The organism is Actinomadura rudentiformis, assembly GCF_008923185.1.
GTDB lineage: Bacteria > Actinomycetota > Actinomycetes > Streptosporangiales > Streptosporangiaceae > Spirillospora > Spirillospora rudentiformis.
This window is the reverse complement of the sequence record NZ_WBMT01000034.1, coordinates 69,415-85,955: the sequence shown is the minus strand read 5'-3', so window position 1 is coordinate 85,955 and position 16,541 is coordinate 69,415. Positions and strand designations below refer to the sequence as shown.

The following is a 16,541-nucleotide window of genomic DNA, read 5'->3' as shown; positions in this document are numbered from 1 at the left end:
GCGTGATGGCCGAGCGGCGAGGTGACACATGGCCGGCCCGGATGACGAACTGTGGGTCGATGACGCGGCGGGACCGGTCGTCCGGCCGTTCGCCGTGGCCAGGGGACGGACACGGCACGCGCACAAGGGGCTGGACCTCATCGCGGTGGTCGTCACCGCCGAGGTGGCCATGCCGGATCCCCGGACGCTGACGCCCGAGGACGAGGCGATCCTGGAGCTCTGCGTCGTCCCGCAGTCGGTCGCGGACGTGGCCGCCGCCCTCGCGCTGCCGCTCGGGCTCGTGCGCGTCCTGCTGAGCGACCTGTCCGACCGCCGCCTGGTCGCCATCCGCCGCCCGTCCACCGCCGCGTTCCCCGACCAACGTCTACTCAAGGAAGTGATCGATGGACTCCGTGCGCTCTAGGATCAAGGCCCTGGCCGGCGCCGCGCTCGTCACGGCGGCGCTCACCGGCTGCGCCGGGTCGTCGGACGCGCACGTCGGCCCGGGAGTCACCAAGGAGCCCTGCCCGAACGCGGTCAACAAGAAGAACGGCTGCATCTACCTCGGCATCATCTCCGACCTCACCAGCGGCCCGTTCAAGGCACTCGGCGCGCCCATGACCACCGCCGAGCAGAAGTTCTGGCACCGCGTCAACCAGCAGGGCGGGATCAAGGGCTACGACATCGACGTCGTCACCTACGTCCGGGACAACAGGTACGACATCGAGGTGCACCGCCGCGCCCACAACGAGATCAAGGGCAAGGTGCTCGCCCTGGCCCAGACGCTGGGCTCGCCCATGACCGACGCGATCCTCCCGGACCTCCGTTCGAACAAGATGATCGCGGTGCCCGCCTCCTGGAGCTCCAAGTGGGAGGCCGAGGACGTCATCCTCGAATCAGGCGCCAGCTACTGCTTCGAGTCGATGAACGCCATCGACTACATCGCCCAGCGGACCAGCATCAAGAAAGTACTGTCCGTGCACTACCCGGGGGACTACGGCGCCGACGCGGCGGCAGGAGCCCAGATCGGCGCGCGCGCCCACGGCCTGACCTTCAGCGACATCGAGGTCGTCCAGAACCAGCCGGGCGACGCCGTCGATGCGATCATGACGCAGAAACCCGATCTGGTCATCGTCACCACCGGCCCCGCCGACGCCGCGGCCATCGTCGGCGACTCGGTCTCACGCGGCTTCGACGGCCGGTTCTTCGGCACGAACCCGACCTGGGACAAGTCCCTCCTCAAGAACGCCGCCGCGCCGGCCATGAAGTCGCGCTACCTCCAGACCGCGCCGTGGAAGCCGTTCGCCACCGACTCCCCGGGCCACACCGCCATGCGCGCCGCCCTCGGCTCGGTGGACCCCAACGACAACTTCACCTCGGGCTGGGTCTCGTCCTACCCCCTCAAGGCGGTCCTGCAGAAAGCCGCGGAGAACAAGGACCTGACCCGCGACGGCCTGCTCGAAGCGGTCAAGCAGACCACGATCGTCGACTACGAGGGCATGCTCCCGAGCGCCGCCGGAAACTTCTCCGGCGACGCCAACACCTCCGCCTTCCGCCAGTCCGTCATCAACCGCCCCGACGACGCCGAGTTCACCGGCATCAAGGTCATCAGCGACTTCTTCTCCGGCCCCACCGCCCGCTCCCACCGCTTCACCGGCACCTGCCAACTGTCCAAGTGACCCGGCCCCTCCCGCGACCGGAGCCCATGAGCGGCCCAGGGCCTGCCGAGTGCCGTGCCGAACTCCTCGGCCGGGGCGGGAGGGAACGACGACCCCGATGTCCGTGGCGCCTGCCAGTCAAAGGTGGGCTGGACGACCTCGGCTGAGCCCCTCGTACAGCCGCCATGCGGGAAGGCGTTCGGCTGTCTGAGCCGCATCGGTGCCGTTCAGCAGGTCTCGGCGCCGCAACATCAGCCGCAGATGCCGGTCGGCAGCGCCGTCCTGGGGGGGGCCGGGATCCAGCAGGATCGCTGTGTTGTGCTGTGGTCTTCGCACCAGGGCGTCGAGCCGATGGCCGTTGACGGTGCCGCCGAGCTCCACGGTCGAATCTGGATTCCTGCTGGAGAGGGCCTTGAAGAGCCGATCGGAGAGCTCTTGTCGTCCGTCGGTCGTCTCAGGCATGCCCCCAAGCTTGTCGGCCGCATTCGCCGCCTGCAGCAGATCTGCGGCGATGCCTCCTCGGCCGTGCCACAGGGTGGCGTCGCCGACCATGATGAGGTGGGAGCGGGCGCGGGTGATGGCGACGTTCCACAGGTTGAGCTGCTGCTCGACCCAGCGGATCGATCCGGCCCGCATTCCGTCGCCGGCGACGAGCGAAAAGATCATGACGTCGCGCTCGCCGCCTTGGAAGGTGTGCACCGTTCCCACGCGCACGCGTTCGTTGTCGTGACCCACGCGGTCGCGGACGGCGTCAGCCTGCGCCTTGAACGGGGTGACCACGCCGATGGTGGCGTCCGGTGGCAGGCCGGCGAGCAGGTAACGGACCGAATCCAGCACCTTGCGGAGTTCGTCGTTGTTGACCCACGACGAGCCGGACGCGGGCCGGGTCGCCCTGCCCGGCACGTCAGACCAGATGATCGCCTGCTTGCCGGGGAGGGAAGGGCGGTTGCGGATATCGGTGAGGACGTTCAGCCGCCCCTGGTAGAACTGCTGGTTCGTGAACATGGCGATGTCTGGATGACAGCGGAAGTGCTCGTCCAGCAGGAAGCTGCCCGCCGCGGAGCGTTCGGCGGCGTGGAACGCCGAGTACCGGCGGAATCCGAGACGGGTCTTCTCCAGCCAGTCCGAGCGCAGTCCGGCCTGCCGCCGGATCATCGCTTCGCGTTCGGCGCTGACCGTGGCGATGTGAGGCAGCTGCATCACGTCGCCGATGATGAGCGCGCGGCGGGCGCGGAACAGCAGCGGGATGACGTGCGGAATGGCGCACTGGCTGGCCTCGTCGATGATGACGAGGTCGAACAATGCCGGCTCGGGTGGGAAACGACGTGCGGACAGGCTCGTGACGGCCCAGCCACGGACGGCCGTGAGGACCTGCTTGACCGCGCGCCAGTCGGACGAGCCCGACCGACGGGCCCGGAGCAGCTCGTTGATCAGCGTGCGTCCTCGGCGTACGGACGTGCGCACGGAGCTGTCCAGCAGCGCTGTGGACGCCGTTCGGACGCCCTGCTCGGCCGCGTCCAGCTCAGCGAGCAGGGAACCGTCATCCGGGTGTCCCGCGGCGAGGGCCTGATCCGACTGCCAGACGGTCTCGGCATGCAGGAACCGGGCAACGGTGAGGCACCCTTCAGCCGTGCCGGACCCGGGTACCGCAATGCCGAGGCGACCGAGGAATCGCCTGCGACGCCATTCACCGAGGAACCGGGCTGATGCGGCACGTTCGGCCTTGCGCGCCAGCACGTCCAACGGGCCTTGCGAGCCCAGCCGTTCGTGGAGGTCCGAGACCGGGAGACCGAGAGCCCCGGCATGCTCTTCGCGTGCCGCCCCGGCATGGCGTAGCCGCGCCTCGGTGCTCGCGATGGCGCCGAGGTTCAGGCGGGTCCCTTTGAGGACGTCCGCAGCCATCGTGAGCTGGGCGCGGGCCGTCTCCACGTTGTGCTGAGGCGGCCCCAACTTGGCGAGCAGATCGAGGGTGGCCGCCTCACTCTCGCGATTCTGGGCCGAGCCTGTGCGAACGAGGCTGCCTTCCACCAGTCCGTGCGCTCGCCCGCAGACCTCGTCCACGGCCTGGTTGTTGGTCGAGGCCACCAGCACCGTTTCGCCGGAGGCCTGGGCGGTCGCAACCAGGTTGGCGACCAGCTGGCTCTTTCCCGTTCCCGGTGGGCCCGTGGCCACGGTGAGCCGCCTGGTCATGGCAGAGACCATGACCGCCGCCTGGGCCTCGTTGCAGGGCAGCGGAGTCACCAGCCGTACGTCGTGTGGTTGCCGTTCGGGCGGAGGCTCCGGACGTTCTCCTGGATCGGGGGACAACGCCGCCAGCGCGGTGATCTTGATCCTGTCCTGCTTGCGGTCGATGTCCTCAAGGTCTTTGAGGAGCTTGGCGGTGGCGCTGATCTTGCGCGGGACGGAGATGAGCACGGCGGCGTTGCGGGCCCCGTCTCCTGGCGTGTCGACGTCGATGCGTTCGGCGAGCTGGTCTGGCCGGGGCTCTTGGACGAAGGGCAGCTCGTACTCGTCCATGAGCAGGTGCCGCACGTCGACGGCCATGCGATCGAGTTGCCCGGCGTGCCAGGTGGGTTGATAGGTCGCGGCGAGCTCCGCGGCGTCCTCATCGCCCAGCCGCTCCTTGGCGAGCTGCGGGTGAGGCAGAACGGGTCCGTATGGCCGCAGGCGTATCTCATCGCCGACGTGAACGGGCTCCACCGCGCGGACGAGCAGCGGGGCGAACCTGGGAGTACCCGGACGGCCCGTGCCCGAAGGAGGATGCGTCACCACCACGGGGTAGCCCGCCCAGAGCTCGGCCTCCTCCGCCACCGCCGCTTGGACCAGGTCGGTGGCCTGCGGAGGGGCCGGCACACAGTGATCGTCGTCGAGATCTCCCGAGAGGAGCCGCTCGGCACCGGTCAGGCACACGTACGAATCATGGTCGGTCACGGACATCAACGGCGGCTCGGCCACGTCCGACATCACACAGCCGCGGTAGTACCCGAGCAGATCGGGCCACGTCACCCGGCCGCTCGGGGCCTTCAGCGGTTCGGAGGGGCCGGGGCCTTGTCGCTGGACGGCCGGTCTTCTGCTGAGCGGTGCGAGCTGAGGCGCGGCGCCCTGGGGACAGGTCGCGATGACGATGCGGTCATCGACGCCGAGGGCCGACTTCACGGGGATCTGCCTGGCTCCGTTCGCGCGCATCCGCCGGTTCACGTAGTCGAAGAGGTCGGCGACGGAGACCTCACCCGTGCCGTCCCGGCCGACCTTGCCCGTGCGCAGGGCTTCGACGAGCTCCGCGGTGAAGGCCGACGGCTCCGCGCCCTCCGGAGTGTCCAGACCGGCGTAGGAGTTCTCCCCGGCTCGCGAAGAGGACAGCACGTACACCCCGCGACTGGTCAGCGGGGACTCCTCGCCTGACTTCGCCGAGCCCGAACGTGTCCGGTCCGCTGTGCGCAGGCCCACGGCGAACCCGCCGCTGCGGCAGGTATCGATCAGAACGACCTTCTGCGGAGCGGCGCACTGCTCGAGGAGCTCGTTGACGAAGCCGGCACTGACGCCGGTATCCGCGACGCGTTCGGAGTCGGTGTCCTTGGCGACGAAGTGGAACTCACCACCGGCCTGAACGAGTCGTGTGCCGTGACCTGACGCGTAGAGCAAGGCCAGTTCGTCCTCGCCGCAGTCGTCCAGGAATTCGCTGATCTCGTAACGCATGTCGTCCGCGGTGAGATCGCAGACGGACCGCACCGACATGAAAGCGCCGATGTTGCGGTGTTCCAGGATCTGCTGCATGTGCCAGACGTCGGCCCGGACTGAGGGCAGTGGGGCGAAACGGGCGTCCTCGTAGTTCTCGATGCCGATGAGCAGCGCTTTCCGGCGGATCGTTCGAGACACTAGTCTCCGCGCTCCCCGTCGGTGCGGTCGAGGAACTCCTTGATCAGCCGTTCCTGTGCCTCGTCCGGCTTCCCGGAGATCGTGATGGAGGCGCCACGGTAGGTGATCTTGACGCGGCGGTTGCGTTCCTGCGCGCTCCATTCGCGGATCAGGGTCACCATGATGCGCGCGGCCTGCTGACCGCCGGCGGCGACGGCCGCCCACAACGCCACGTCTCCGCTGAGAGCGCCTTTGCTCCCAGGGTCGGGCTGCGCGTCGGCTTCGGCGAAACGGACCGCGATGCCCGCTGCCTGCTCCAATGTGTCGTGCAGATGCCGCGTCAGCCGTTCTTGGCGCAACGTGTCGCCGTCCGTGAGTGCCTCCAGTCGCCACTCCAGCAGCGCACGATCCATTCCGCCTCCTAGCTCGGGTGAAAGGCATCTGCGGCCGCGATGCCCGAACGAGTTTCTCGCAACAATGGATTTACAAGCCCTGACTCTGGCAAAAGGAAGTGTCCGCTGCTGGCCATATAGAGTTCGCCGTCCATCACTCCGGCGTCGGTGTCGGGCCTGCGCATGACGTGCAGGGCGTCGGGGTCGTTCATGGTCAGGACGCTGCGTCGTGGAGGCGTTCGAGGCCGTTCAGCAGCAGGTCCAAGGCGAACTCGAACTCGAACTGGTCGTCGCAACCCGCGCCCACGACGGATCCCTCGTCGTGGGTGATCGCCGTGACCAGCGCGGTGATGTTGGGATACTGCTCGGCCATGGCCCGGGACGTCTCCGGGTCGGGTTCCTGGTCGTCGCCGCCGCTCTCATTGAAGAGCTCCTGGGAGAACCCCAGCAGGCGGCTGCCCATGGTGTGCAGCGCGTGGTGGGTGAGGTCGACCGACAGGCCCCCGGAGCGGAAGATCTCGATCATCGTGTCCATGTACGCCAGGACCGCCGGGGTCGGGCGCACTTTGGTGCGCGCCTCGATGACCTGGGACGCCCATGGATGACGCAGCAGCATCTGGCGGGCCGACAGCACCCGCCGGCGGATGGCGGTCTTCCATTCGACCCCGGGCTCGGGCGGGTCGATCTCGCCGATGACGACCTCGATCATGCCGTCCAGCAGCTCGTCCTTGCCGTCCACGTGCTTGTAGAGCGCCATCGGCGCAACCCCCAGCGCCTGAGCCAGCTTGCGCATGCTGAGCGCGTCGACGCCGCTCTCGTCGGCCAAGGCGACGGCGGCGCGCAGGACCGCCTGCGTGTTCAGCGGCGCTCGGTGAGGCCTGGTGGCGTCGGCCGGTGTGGCCATTGGCGGCCATCTCCTCTCGTCGGTGGCAATTCTATTCCCATTGACAGGCGTACGGCGTATACCTAATTGTGGCGATACCGAGGTGTACGGCGTACGCCTCATTTTGGGTCGCAAGCGTTCGCACACGCCGCGACGCGTCGCGCGTTCTCGCGGTTCAGCATCGGAAGGGAAGCGATGGGCATCGCCACTCTCGACGAATCACAGCGCAAGGCGGCAAGAGTCGTAGGATTCACGTTCCTCCTGCTCATGGCCGCCGGGTTCTTCTCCCAGATCTACATCCCCTCCAGGGTCATCGTGGACGGCAGCGCCGCCGAGACGGCGAGCGCCATCCTGGCGAACGAACGGCTGTTCCGGATCGGCATCGCCTTCGACATCCTCATCTTCGCGGGCGACATGGTGCTGGCCGTGGCGCTCTACGTGCTGCTGAGACCGATCAGCCAGGGGCTCGCCACACTCGGGGCATTCCTGCGGCTGGCCCAGGCGACCATGATGGGCTTCAACGCGCTCAACTTCCTCACCGCGCTGATGATCCTGGAAGGTCCCGGCGAACTGCGAGCGCTCAGCACCGAACAGTCGCAGGCGCTGGCGAGCGCCTACAACGGCACGCACACCGCCGGGTTCAATCTCGGGCTCATCTATATCGGCCTCGGATCCGCTGTCTTCAGCTATCTGCTGCTCAAGTCGAACTATGTTCCCCGAGCGCTGGCCGTCCTGGGCGTGTTCGCGAACGTGGTGCTGACCACGTTCACGCTGGCGCTCATCGTCTTCCCCGGCGCAGAGGACGCGGCAGTGGTCGCGATCGGCCGTTTCGTGCCGGTCTTCTTCTTCGAGGTAGGCCTCGGCTTCTGGCTACTGCTGAAGGGGGCACGGGTGAGCACCGCAATCGAGCCAGCCCGTGCCTGACCGGTGGAGATCGCAACCATCTGTACATGCTCAGTGCATAGCCCATCGCGACACGCAGTCTTTGGTCAGTCGGCTGTGGCCAGGCATCCGGGTTCTGTGGGTAGTCCTTCGCACTGCTGTGCCCAGTCGCGTAGCTCGTCGGCGAATCTGGTCGACAACCGGTCGAGGTAGCCGTCCGGGTTGTCGCTCCTGCTCCGGGCAGCCTCCTGCAATTCGCTCAGCATGACCTGTTGGGTGCCCTGCATGAAGTCCTTGTAGCCGAGGTCGTTAAGCCTGCCGATCAGTGAGTCGATCAGCTTGCCGATGCAACCACGTACGCGATCTTCGGGATCGTTGCGCCAGATGCCGTAGAGGCGGACGGCGATCGCGCGTAGGGCGCTCTCGTTGGTCGACCCGGCCAGAGTCATGTTCAGCAGGGCCTCGACCAGCAGCAGCTTGGCTCGTGGGCTGAGATCGGGCACCCAGCAGCCCTCCACCGCACTCGGCCAGTGCAGGGACTGGCAGGCGTTGAGGCGAGTCGAGTGGCGGCACAGCAGTTCAGCGGCGATGAGCAGCGCGTTGGACGATCGCGAACGCAGTGCCGCGTCGATGACGAGCACGGCTGTCTCATGGGAAACGCGCGGGTTCTCGGGGGACCACAGGTCGACAAGCAAGGTCACGGCGAGATCGGCGTTGTCGAGCTTGGTGAGCGCCAGGAGCCCGGAGGCCAGCGCGGCCGGATCGGATGAGCCCCCGTCAGCGGGAGCGATCAGCTGACCTGCTCGCATCGCCGAGTCCAGCCTGAGCTGGCGGCTCTGTTCGACTTGCTCTGTCTGCAACCGGCGCTCGGTCTGTCGGTTCACCATGAACCCGATCAGCGATACGGACGAGGTCACCAGAACGCCTATGAACGTGAGCACAGCCGCGAGTCGCGCAGCTTCCCCTTCTCCCAGGTGGAGCGGACCAAGCAGTAGTCCGGCAGGCAGGACGGCCATCACCAACAGCACGATGGCCGCGGAGAAGACGATTCTTCTGTCGTCCTTGCCCATCCCGGCCCTCCTTGCAACGCGGAGGACCATCGTGGCGCGCAGCTCATGGAGGCGGCCACGCCCAGGCCTTAACCGGACACGTTGCCGATGAGGGTACGTCCGGTGGGATTCCGCTAGAGCTTCTTGAAATACCTGGCGATCGGGAGATGGACGAATCCGGCCTGCTCATAGGTCCGGCGCGCCGGCGCGTGCCCCGGGTCACCCCCCGTCTCCACCATCGCCAGCGTCATGCCGCTGTCCCTGAACCACTCAAGCGCGCACGACGTCAGCAGGGAGCCGATGCCTTTGCGCTGATGGTCGGGATCGACCGCGATCATGTAGATCTCGCCCATGCTCTCCCGGTGATCAAGACGGGCTGCGACGAAACCGACGACCGTGTCCGTCTCGGCGACCCAGACGCGCATCCCCTCCGCGCCGCACGCGGCCCGCACCGCCTCTTTTTGATCCACCCGCCAGTCAGAATGCATCTGGGAGTAGACACCGGACTCGCCCAGCACTTCCTGAAGCGAGGCGAACACCGGCGCCCACGCTCGAAGCGAAAGAGCTGTCACCGCATCCTGATCGCGTTCCTCGAACGCCCGAACGATCGGTTGCATGTCCGCATGATGCCCCATCCGTCGCCGCCTGAGACGAAGCCTCCGCTCATCACCTGGCGTACGTTTACCCGACCTGCTCCTCTTCGCCGACCGAAAGGACCTGTTGTTCCCGGTGGGCGGTTCACGAGGCCGTCGCCGCGTTCGACCTGGTCATCTCTGAGGTCGGGACTTGCGTCCGCTCCCGGCAAGAACACGCTCACCGGCCCCTACGCGGCCGGCGGTACCGTCCTCGCCGGGAGCGGTCTTGCTTCGACCGCGCCTCAGTTCGACCACGTGCTCGCGTTCGTCCTCCTCTGAATCGAGGGCGAAGCCAGCGCCTCGGTCGACCGCCGCGCGAAACCGGCGGGCTGGGACAGGAACCCGAGATGCCTGCCGCGAAGGTCCACCAGTTCTCGATCGACCCACTTGGCCGAGCCGGTCGGCGCGGAAGAGCGTGATTTCGGTGCTGCCGTTAGAGATTTCCTTAACAGGGGGGCGCCGCGTGCGTAAAGCCAGGTATGGATCACGCGCCGGTTTCTGGCCGTGCCGCTGGTGGCCGTCGTGGTTACGGCCGGGTGCGTCTGTGGGAGGCCTGCGCCGCCGCCCCTGAAGGCGCATCTCGATGCCGCGGCCTCGGCCGAACAGGTCGTTGCGAGGCTGCGCGGTCACCTGGTCGAGGATCCGGAGACCGGAATCGCCCGGAGCCCGGTCCTGACCAGGGAACTGATGACGACATGTCCGCAGACCAGGATCGTAAATCCCAGGGGTGAAATGGGTGCCCCTGATGGTGTCGGCGACCAACGGGGGCGGTGGCCGCCAGCGCGGCCGGCACCGCGATGACGGTGATGGTGGTCCTGGCGATTCAGGGGGTGGCTGGTTTGCGGGCGGTGAGCAGGCGGGTCGGGACCCACGGACTGCCCCACCACGCGCGCCAGCCGAGGCCGCGCACGCGGATGTCCTGGGCGTTCAGCCGGGCCAGCACGGCAGCGTACTCGCGGGGGGTCCGCGCCAGGTCGGCGATCAGCAGGCGGCCGCCCGGCCGCAGCACCCGGTACGCCTCGGCGATCGCTTGGGCGCGGGCGTCCGCGCCGAAGATGGTGTGCACCGTCAGGCTGGACACGACCAGGTCGAAGCTTGCCTCCGCGTACGGGAGTCTGCGCAGGTCACCCGCTTGCACGTGGACGCGGTCGGCGACGCCTTCGGCGCGGGCGTTGCGCAGGGTCGCCGCCGGGGTGTTGCCGGACTGGTCCCGTCCGCGCCACAGGTCCACGCCGACCGCCCGGCCCTGCGGGAGGTGCCGGGCGGCGGCCAACAGGACGGCGCCGCGTCCGCAGCCGAGGTCGAGCAGCCGTTCGTCGCCACGCAGGTCCAGCTCGTCCAGCACGTCCCGCCAGACCAGGAACTTGCCGCGCAGCGTGGCGTGCAGGCTCAGGGCCAGGCATCCCGCCAGCAGGGTGCCGGAGACCAGCGCGGGCAGCGCGGCGGCCAGATCGGCGGTGACCGCCATCACCAGCCCGGTCACCCAGAACCCCAGCACGACCAAGCCCACGAAGCCGAAGCCGTAGGGCGCATCCATCCCGTACCGCGCGCCAGGCATCCCGCTACTCTGCCACGAACCGGCCGCTCGGAGGGTGGCTACGACGCACTCGTCCACCGCCGACCAGCTCGCCGCCGGCGCTCGCGCTGGTCGCCGACGACCACGGGCAGGACGTCGCGCTGCGCGTGGCACGGCAGCTGGTGATCTACCTGAAACGGCGCAGCGCCTCGCCGTCAGATTTGCGCCCATGAGAAGACGGAGCAGTGGGATCTGGGCGGCCTACCTCTCCAACCCGACTACATCCTCGCCGCCTACATGGCCTCCGGCATCTAACTCACCCGCGGCGCCAGGTGCGCCAGGCCAGCACTGGTATGCCGACGTGAGGATGCCGCGCTGAGGTCGAGGATCTTGTTCGGATCGGTGGCTGATCAAGCTGGGGTTTTGACCGTGCTATGAGCGAGTCGCCTCGTAGTCGGGGAGTGTTGCCGGGGTGGTCCGGGTTGCCGGGCGCATGGTGAGGATCAGTACGGCCAGACCGGCGAAGATGGCTGCGGCGACGACGCCGGTGACGTGCAGGCTGGCGGTGAACGCCTCCCGCGCGGTGTGCAGCAGTTCCGCGCCTTGACCGGCGGGTAGGTGCCGGCTGGCGGCGACCGCGCCGGCCAGCGAGTCGGACGTGCCGTCCGACTCGCTGCGGTAGACCACCGCGGCCACCACACCGAGCAGCGCGAAGCCGAGCGAACCGCCGAAGTAGTTGCCGGTCTCCGACATCGACGCCGCCGAGCCGGCGCGTTCGGGTGGTACCGACCCGACGACCAGGCCGGTGCCCAGCGCGAACAGCGGGCCGGTGCCCAGCGCCAGCACGGCGATGCCGATCATCACCAGCGGCAGGGTGCCCGTACCGCCGACGCCGACCAGCAGCAGGCTGCCCAGCGCCGACCCCGCCAGGCCGCCGGCGATCGCGGTCGTCTGCTTCATCCGCCGGGCCAGCGCCGGCGCGGCCATGGTGCCGACCGCCACACCCAGACCCATGGGTGCGAACAGCATCGCCGAGGCGACCGGCGAGAAGCCCAGCACGCTCTGCAGGTACTGGGTCACCAGCAGGCCCGTACCGGCCATGGCGATGCCGGCGAAGACCAGCGCGACGAGTATGGCCGTGAACGGGCGGTTGCGGAACAGTCGCAGGTCCAGCAGCGGCGTCGCCAGCCGCAGTTGCCGGCGCACGAACAGGACCCCGATGGCCGCGCCGGCGATGAGGGCCACCGCCGGCACCGTCCGCGCGCTCTCGACGGTCAGCTGCTTGATGCCGTACACCATCAGGAGCACCGCCGCGAGCGACAGCCCGACGCTGGCCGGGTCCAGCCGGCCGGCCTGGTCGCTGCGGAACTCCGGCAGCAGGACGGGCCCGGCGAGCACCAGCAACGCCATCGCCGGTACGGCGGCCAGGAACACCGATCCCCACCAGAAGTGCTGGAGCAGGAGTCCGGCGAGTACGGGGCCGAGCGCGCCGCCGGTGAACTGGCAGGTCGCCCAGATCGCGATGGCCTTCCCGCGCTGTCGTTCGTCACGGAACATGTTGGTGAGCAAGGCGAGGGTGGACGGCGCCAGGGTCGCGCCGGCGACGCCCAGCAGCGCACGCGCGACGATCAGCATCAGCGGGTTGGTCGCGAAGGCGGCCACGACCGACAGCACCGCGAACGCCGCCGCGCCGACGATCAGCAGCCGCCGGCGGCCGATCCGGTCGGCGAGCGTGCCCATCGTGATGACCATGCCGGCCACCAGGAATCCGTAGCCGTCGCTGATCCACAACTGCTGGACGCCGGTGGCGCCCAGGTCGGCGCTCAGCCGCGGGAGCGCCAGGAGCAGCGCCGTCGTGTCCATCGCGACGAGCAATGTCGGCAGCATGAGGAGGGCCGCTCCCAGCCACGCCCGATTGATTCGCATATCCGAAGCTCTCTGTTCTCTCGACGTTTCGCCGGTTGGTCGGAGCAGCCGAGGGCTTCTTGACATCGGTACGGGGAAAAATCTCTGCGAAAGTTCTGGCGGGGATGTCAAGACGGCGGGGGCGGGTCCGACCAACCTGTCGAAGGGCCCGGCCTGGGGCCCGCGAACGACGAGGGGCGCGAGATGAAGTTCCTGATCAGCATGCACATCAACCCGGCTGTGCTGGACGCGCTGACCGACGAGGAGAAGGCGGCGATCGGCGAGGGCCACGGCGCGTTCATCGAGGCGTTGAAGGGGTCCGGCGAGCTGATCACCACTCAGGGGCTGGTCGACCCGTCGCAGGCGGCCGTGGTGTCGGTACGCAACGGCCAGCCCGTGGTGACCGACGGCCCCTTCCTGGAGGCCAAGGAGTACCTGGGCGGCTTCTACCTGATCGACTGCGAGAACAAGGAGCGGGCGGTCGAGCTGGCGGCGCAGATCCCGGACGCCGCGATCGAGGGTCTGGGGGTCGAGGTGCGGCAGGTGATGTTCGCTGACGGACAATTGGAGGCATGACGGCTCCACCCATCGAGGACCTGCTGCGTGAGCTCACGCCGCGGGTCCTCGGCGCGCTGGTACGCCGGTACGGCCAGTTCGAGGAGTGTGAGGACGCCGTACAGGAGGCAGTCCTCGCCGCCGCCGTGCAGTGGCCGGCCGAGGGTGTGCCGGACAGCCCGCGCGGCTGGCTGGTGGCCGTCGCGTCCCGGCGGCTCATCGACCAGATGCGCAGCGACCACGCGCGCCGCGAGCGGGAGTCGGCGACGGCCACCGAGGTGGCGCCCGAGGTGCCGGATACCGACGACACGCTGGTCCTGCTGTTCCTGTGCTGCCATCCGACGCTGACCGCAGCCTCCCAGACCGCGCTGACGCTGCGGGCGGTCGGCGGTCTGACCACTGCCGAGATCGCCCGCGCGTTCCTGGTGCCGGAGGCCACGATGGCGGCCAGGATCAGCCGGGCCAAGCAGCGCATCAGGGCCGCCGGCAGCTCGTTCGGCCTGCCGGCCGGCGCGGAGCGCGAGGAGCGGCTACGGGTCGTCCTGCACGTGCTCTACCTGATCTTCAACGAGGGTTACACCGCCTCCTCCGGCAGCGAGCTGCACCGCGCCGACCTGGCGCACGAGGCGATCCGGCTGACCCGGATGGTGCACGCGCAACTGGCCGAGAACGGCGAGGTGACCGGGCTGCTCGCGCTGATGCTGCTGACCCACGCCCGCCGGGAGGCGCGCACGACGGCGGCCGGCGACCTGGTGCCGCTGGGCGAGCAAGACCGGACCACGTGGGACCGCGCAATGATCGACGAGGGCATCGAACTGGTCAAGGCGGCGCTGGCCGGCCCGGCGCTGGGGCCGTACCTGCTCCAGGCCGCCATCGCCGCCACGCACGCCGACGCGGCCACGGCCGAGGACACCGACTGGGCGCAGGTGCACGCCCTCTATCTGATCCTGGAACGGATCGCGCCCAACCCGATGGTCACCCTCAACCGGGCGATCGCGCTCGCCGAGACCGAGGGCCCGCCGGCCGGGCTGGCCCTGCTGTCCACGTTGGACGGTGACGAGCGGATGGCCGGCCATCACCGGCTGCTGTCCGTACGGGCGCATCTGCTGGAGAAGGCCGGCGACACGGCCGGGGCGTACGAGCACTACCGGCGCGCCGTCAAGGCCACCGCCAGCATCGCCGAGCAACGCTACCTGGAGTCCCGGGCCAGCCGGCTGAGAAGGCCCTCCACTCGGGTCCACGCGACTAGATAAGGGACGGTTATCCAGTACATCCACGCGCCGACTGCGGCCACAGTGTCTCCGCGGCTCGCGGGCCGTATCCGGCGGAAATTTCCTAATCGCTGCCGGGGCCCATGAGATCGGCGAGGAGGTCATCGAGGGCCTTGTTGAGGGCTTGAGAGCTGGCAGTGGTGAACCATGTGGTGCGGATGCGTTCGTTGCTTCCGTTCGGGGTTTCGTGGTCGGCGGCGAGTTGGTGCAGGGTTCGGGTCTGGTCGCTCAGGGCGCGGCCGACGCCTTGGAAGAGGCTGCGGACGTAGTGGTCTGCGTCGTCGGAGGCGATGCCGTGGCCGGTGGCCCACGAGGTGAGCGTGGCGAGATAGGAATAGTGGGTGGTCAGCGTCCCGGTCAGTGCGGAGAAGACGTTGAACGCAGCCTCGTCCTCGACCGGGAGCGCCCCGCCCAGGTACGTGAAGAGGGAGTCCACCACCGGGTGCGGCGGGTATGTCACGGTGACGGAGGCGCGTTCGCGTACGGCGGGCAGGGGGATGGCCCGTACCAGCGGGGCGTTGGTGGCCAGTGTCTGGCGCAGGGCGTCGATGCCGACGCCGGCCATCACGCTGACCACGATCTTGTCGTCGGCCACCCTCAGGCCGGCGAGTGCTTCCTGCCGGTCTTGGCGGCGTACGGCGATGATCACCACCTCGGAGCGGTCCACCACCTCCTGGTTGTCGGCGCACACCTGGACATCCTCGTAGCGTGAGGACAGCTCCGCGGCCGTGCGGGCTCCCCGAGGGGACAGGAACACCTCGGGGGACCTCTCGCCCGCGTCGCACAGGCCCACCACGATGGCCCGGCCGATCTCGCCTACTCCGATGATGCCGATGCGCTTCACTGTGTCTTCCTCCATGGTGGGTGGTGGTCGTGGCTCGACAGCGGTGGCTGTGCGGTGGTCATTGGGTGTTCAGCCAGTTCAGGACCATTGCGCGGGAGCCTTCCCAGTTGCGGCCGATGAGGTCGGCGGCGCCGGCCAAGTCCGCGTCGTCGAAGGCGGCAAGCATCACCCACAGCACGGCATGAAAGGAACAACGCGATGACCGCCAACGACCTCGGCTTCACCATGGCCGGCCACATCCTCGGCCGCGCGGTCCTGACCGCCACCGCCCAAACCCCCGCCTGACGTGCAGCATGTCCGCACTCATCGACACCACGCAGATGTATCTCCGCACCATCCTGGAGCTCGAGGAGGAAGGCGTGGTCCCCATGCGCGCCCGCATCGCCGAGCGCTTGAACCACAGCGGCCCCACCGTCAGTCAGACAGTCGCCCGCATGGAACGCGATGGTCTGCTGCACGTCGCCGGTGACCGGCACCTGGAGCTGACGCGGGAGGGCCGGTGGATCGCACACGCGTGATGCGCAAACACCGGCTCGCCGAATGCCTGCTCGTCGACGTGATCGGGCTGGAGTGGGAACAGGTCCACGCCGAAGCCTCCCGCTGGCAGCACGTGATGAGCGAGGCCGTCGAACGCCACGTCCTGGAACTGCTGCGGCACCCGACAAACTCGCCCTACGGCAACCCGATCCCGGGCCTGGAGGAACTCGGCGACAAGCACACCGCGGATCGCTTCCTCCACGAGAGCATGGTCAGCCTCAGCGAACTGAAGCCCGGGCCGAACGGCGCGAGCGCGGTCGTACGGTGCTTCGGGGAGTCGATCCAGACCGACTCCCAGCTGATGTGCACCCTGCGGCACGCCGGAGTGCAACCCGGCGCGGTCGTGAGTGTGACGTCGTCGCCCGACGGCGTGATGGTCGGCAGCGGCGGAGAGGCCGCCGAACTCCCCACCCAGACCGCCGCGCACATCTTCGTCGTCAAGCGCTGAACCCAGCCAGACGCCGGCCCGTTGCCATGATTCGTGCAGGCACGAGGCTGAAACTCTTCGGCAAAAGAATTCGGCGGAAGTTGTCGAGGACCGGTGCCGGCTGTTCGTCACATGGACGACGCAGCACTTCCC

14 protein-coding genes and 1 pseudogene are annotated in these 16,541 nt (G+C 68.6%); 6 read left to right on the top strand and 9 right to left on the bottom strand.

Annotation, left to right across the window (positions count from 1 at the left end; genetic code table 11):
• Positions 1 to 28 precede the first annotated feature (28 nt).
• Both F8566_RS47525 and F8566_RS47520 read left to right on the top strand, forming a co-directional pair.
• Positions 29 to 403 carry a DUF742 domain-containing protein gene (locus F8566_RS47525; RefSeq protein WP_151570714.1) on the top strand — a complete coding sequence of 125 codons (375 nt, stop codon included), beginning with the start codon at positions 29 to 31 and terminating at the stop codon, positions 401 to 403.
• Complete coding sequence (locus F8566_RS47520; protein ID WP_151570712.1) at positions 384 to 1,658, top strand: ABC transporter substrate-binding protein; 1,275 nt, start codon at positions 384 to 386, stop codon at positions 1,656 to 1,658. Before F8566_RS47525 ends, F8566_RS47520 begins: the two co-directional genes overlap by 20 nt.
• Positions 1,659 to 1,775: 117 nt before the next feature.
• Here F8566_RS47520 and F8566_RS47515 read toward each other — a convergent pair whose 3' ends face one another.
• The 4 genes from F8566_RS47515 to F8566_RS47500 are packed head-to-tail and all read right to left on the bottom strand — an operon-like array spanning position 1,776 to position 6,788.
• A complete protein-coding gene (locus tag F8566_RS47515; protein WP_151570710.1) occupies positions 1,776 to 5,513 on the bottom strand; it encodes a caspase, EACC1-associated type in 3,738 nt (1,245 codons plus the stop codon).
• The gene (locus F8566_RS47510) at positions 5,513 to 5,905 is read right to left on the bottom strand and encodes a hypothetical protein (protein ID WP_151570708.1); all 393 of its coding nucleotides are present in this window, start codon (positions 5,903 to 5,905) and stop codon (positions 5,513 to 5,515) included. The genes F8566_RS47515 and F8566_RS47510 overlap by 1 nt, the downstream gene beginning before the upstream one ends.
• A gap of 8 nt (positions 5,906 to 5,913) precedes the next feature.
• Positions 5,914 to 6,096: a hypothetical protein gene (locus F8566_RS47505; protein WP_151570706.1), complete on the bottom strand. Its 183-nt coding sequence runs from the start codon at positions 6,094 to 6,096 to the stop codon at positions 5,914 to 5,916.
• Positions 6,097 to 6,098: 2 nt separating this feature from the next.
• Entirely contained in the window at positions 6,099 to 6,788 is a 690-nt protein-coding gene (locus tag F8566_RS47500; protein WP_151570704.1) for a TetR/AcrR family transcriptional regulator, read from the bottom strand.
• Between the two features lie 174 nt (positions 6,789 to 6,962).
• On the opposite strand from F8566_RS47500, the gene F8566_RS47495 reads away from it, so the two are divergent.
• A complete protein-coding gene (locus F8566_RS47495; RefSeq protein ID WP_151570701.1) occupies positions 6,963 to 7,691 on the top strand; it encodes a DUF4386 domain-containing protein in 729 nt (242 codons plus the stop codon).
• A 65-nt stretch (positions 7,692 to 7,756) separates the two neighbouring features.
• On the opposite strand, the gene F8566_RS47490 is transcribed toward F8566_RS47495, so the two are convergent.
• The 4 genes from F8566_RS47490 to F8566_RS47475 form a co-directional block, all read right to left on the bottom strand.
• Positions 7,757 to 8,719 (bottom strand): hypothetical protein, encoded by a 963-nt coding sequence (locus F8566_RS47490; protein WP_151570699.1) that lies wholly within the window; start codon positions 8,717 to 8,719, stop codon positions 7,757 to 7,759.
• A gap of 113 nt (positions 8,720 to 8,832) precedes the next feature.
• Positions 8,833 to 9,315, bottom strand: a complete 483-nt coding sequence (locus F8566_RS47485; protein ID WP_151570697.1) for a GNAT family N-acetyltransferase — start codon at positions 9,313 to 9,315, stop codon at positions 8,833 to 8,835.
• A gap of 841 nt (positions 9,316 to 10,156) precedes the next feature.
• Complete coding sequence (locus F8566_RS47480) at positions 10,157 to 10,891, bottom strand: class I SAM-dependent methyltransferase (protein WP_151570695.1); 735 nt, start codon at positions 10,889 to 10,891, stop codon at positions 10,157 to 10,159.
• A 390-nt stretch (positions 10,892 to 11,281) separates the two neighbouring features.
• Positions 11,282 to 12,775 (bottom strand): MFS transporter, encoded by a 1,494-nt coding sequence (locus tag F8566_RS47475; RefSeq protein WP_151570693.1) that lies wholly within the window; start codon positions 12,773 to 12,775, stop codon positions 11,282 to 11,284.
• 183 nt (positions 12,776 to 12,958) lie between these two features.
• Here F8566_RS47475 and F8566_RS47470 point away from each other — a divergent pair, with 183 nt between their 5' ends.
• Complete coding sequence (locus F8566_RS47470) at positions 12,959 to 13,330, top strand: YciI family protein (RefSeq protein ID WP_151570691.1); 372 nt, start codon at positions 12,959 to 12,961, stop codon at positions 13,328 to 13,330.
• Positions 13,327 to 14,562: an RNA polymerase sigma factor gene (locus tag F8566_RS47465; RefSeq protein ID WP_151570689.1), complete on the top strand. Its 1,236-nt coding sequence runs from the start codon at positions 13,327 to 13,329 to the stop codon at positions 14,560 to 14,562. The genes F8566_RS47470 and F8566_RS47465 overlap by 4 nt, the downstream gene beginning before the upstream one ends.
• An 82-nt stretch (positions 14,563 to 14,644) precedes the next feature.
• Here F8566_RS47465 and F8566_RS47460 read toward each other — a convergent pair whose 3' ends face one another.
• On the bottom strand, positions 14,645 to 15,439 hold the full coding sequence (locus tag F8566_RS47460; protein ID WP_151570687.1) for an NAD(P)-binding domain-containing protein: 795 nt from the start codon (positions 15,437 to 15,439) through the stop codon (positions 14,645 to 14,647).
• A 278-nt stretch (positions 15,440 to 15,717) separates the two neighbouring features.
• On the opposite strand from F8566_RS47460, the pseudogene F8566_RS47450 reads away from it, so the two are divergent.
• A pseudogene (locus tag F8566_RS47450) lies at positions 15,718 to 16,409 on the top strand (metal-dependent transcriptional regulator).
• Positions 16,410 to 16,541: the final 132 nt, after the last annotated feature.

Coding starts and splice junctions, on each gene's coding strand:
- F8566_RS47525 (WP_151570714.1), top strand. CDS start 29: ATGGCCGGCCCGGATGACGAACTGTGGGTCGATGACGCGGCGGGACCG.
- F8566_RS47520 (WP_151570712.1), top strand. CDS start 384: ATGGACTCCGTGCGCTCTAGGATCAAGGCCCTGGCCGGCGCCGCGCTC.
- F8566_RS47510 (WP_151570708.1), bottom strand. CDS start 5,905: ATGGATCGTGCGCTGCTGGAGTGGCGACTGGAGGCACTCACGGACGGC.
- F8566_RS47505 (WP_151570706.1), bottom strand. CDS start 6,096: ATGAACGACCCCGACGCCCTGCACGTCATGCGCAGGCCCGACACCGAC.
- F8566_RS47500 (WP_151570704.1), bottom strand. CDS start 6,788: ATGGCCACACCGGCCGACGCCACCAGGCCTCACCGAGCGCCGCTGAAC.
- F8566_RS47495 (WP_151570701.1), top strand. CDS start 6,963: ATGGGCATCGCCACTCTCGACGAATCACAGCGCAAGGCGGCAAGAGTC.
- F8566_RS47490 (WP_151570699.1), bottom strand. CDS start 8,719: ATGGGCAAGGACGACAGAAGAATCGTCTTCTCCGCGGCCATCGTGCTG.
- F8566_RS47485 (WP_151570697.1), bottom strand. CDS start 9,315: ATGCAACCGATCGTTCGGGCGTTCGAGGAACGCGATCAGGATGCGGTG.
- F8566_RS47480 (WP_151570695.1), bottom strand. CDS start 10,891: ATGCCTGGCGCGCGGTACGGGATGGATGCGCCCTACGGCTTCGGCTTC.
- F8566_RS47475 (WP_151570693.1), bottom strand. CDS start 12,775: ATGCGAATCAATCGGGCGTGGCTGGGAGCGGCCCTCCTCATGCTGCCG.
- F8566_RS47470 (WP_151570691.1), top strand. CDS start 12,959: ATGAAGTTCCTGATCAGCATGCACATCAACCCGGCTGTGCTGGACGCG.
- F8566_RS47465 (WP_151570689.1), top strand. CDS start 13,327: ATGACGGCTCCACCCATCGAGGACCTGCTGCGTGAGCTCACGCCGCGG.
- F8566_RS47460 (WP_151570687.1), bottom strand. CDS start 15,439: ATGGAGGAAGACACAGTGAAGCGCATCGGCATCATCGGAGTAGGCGAG.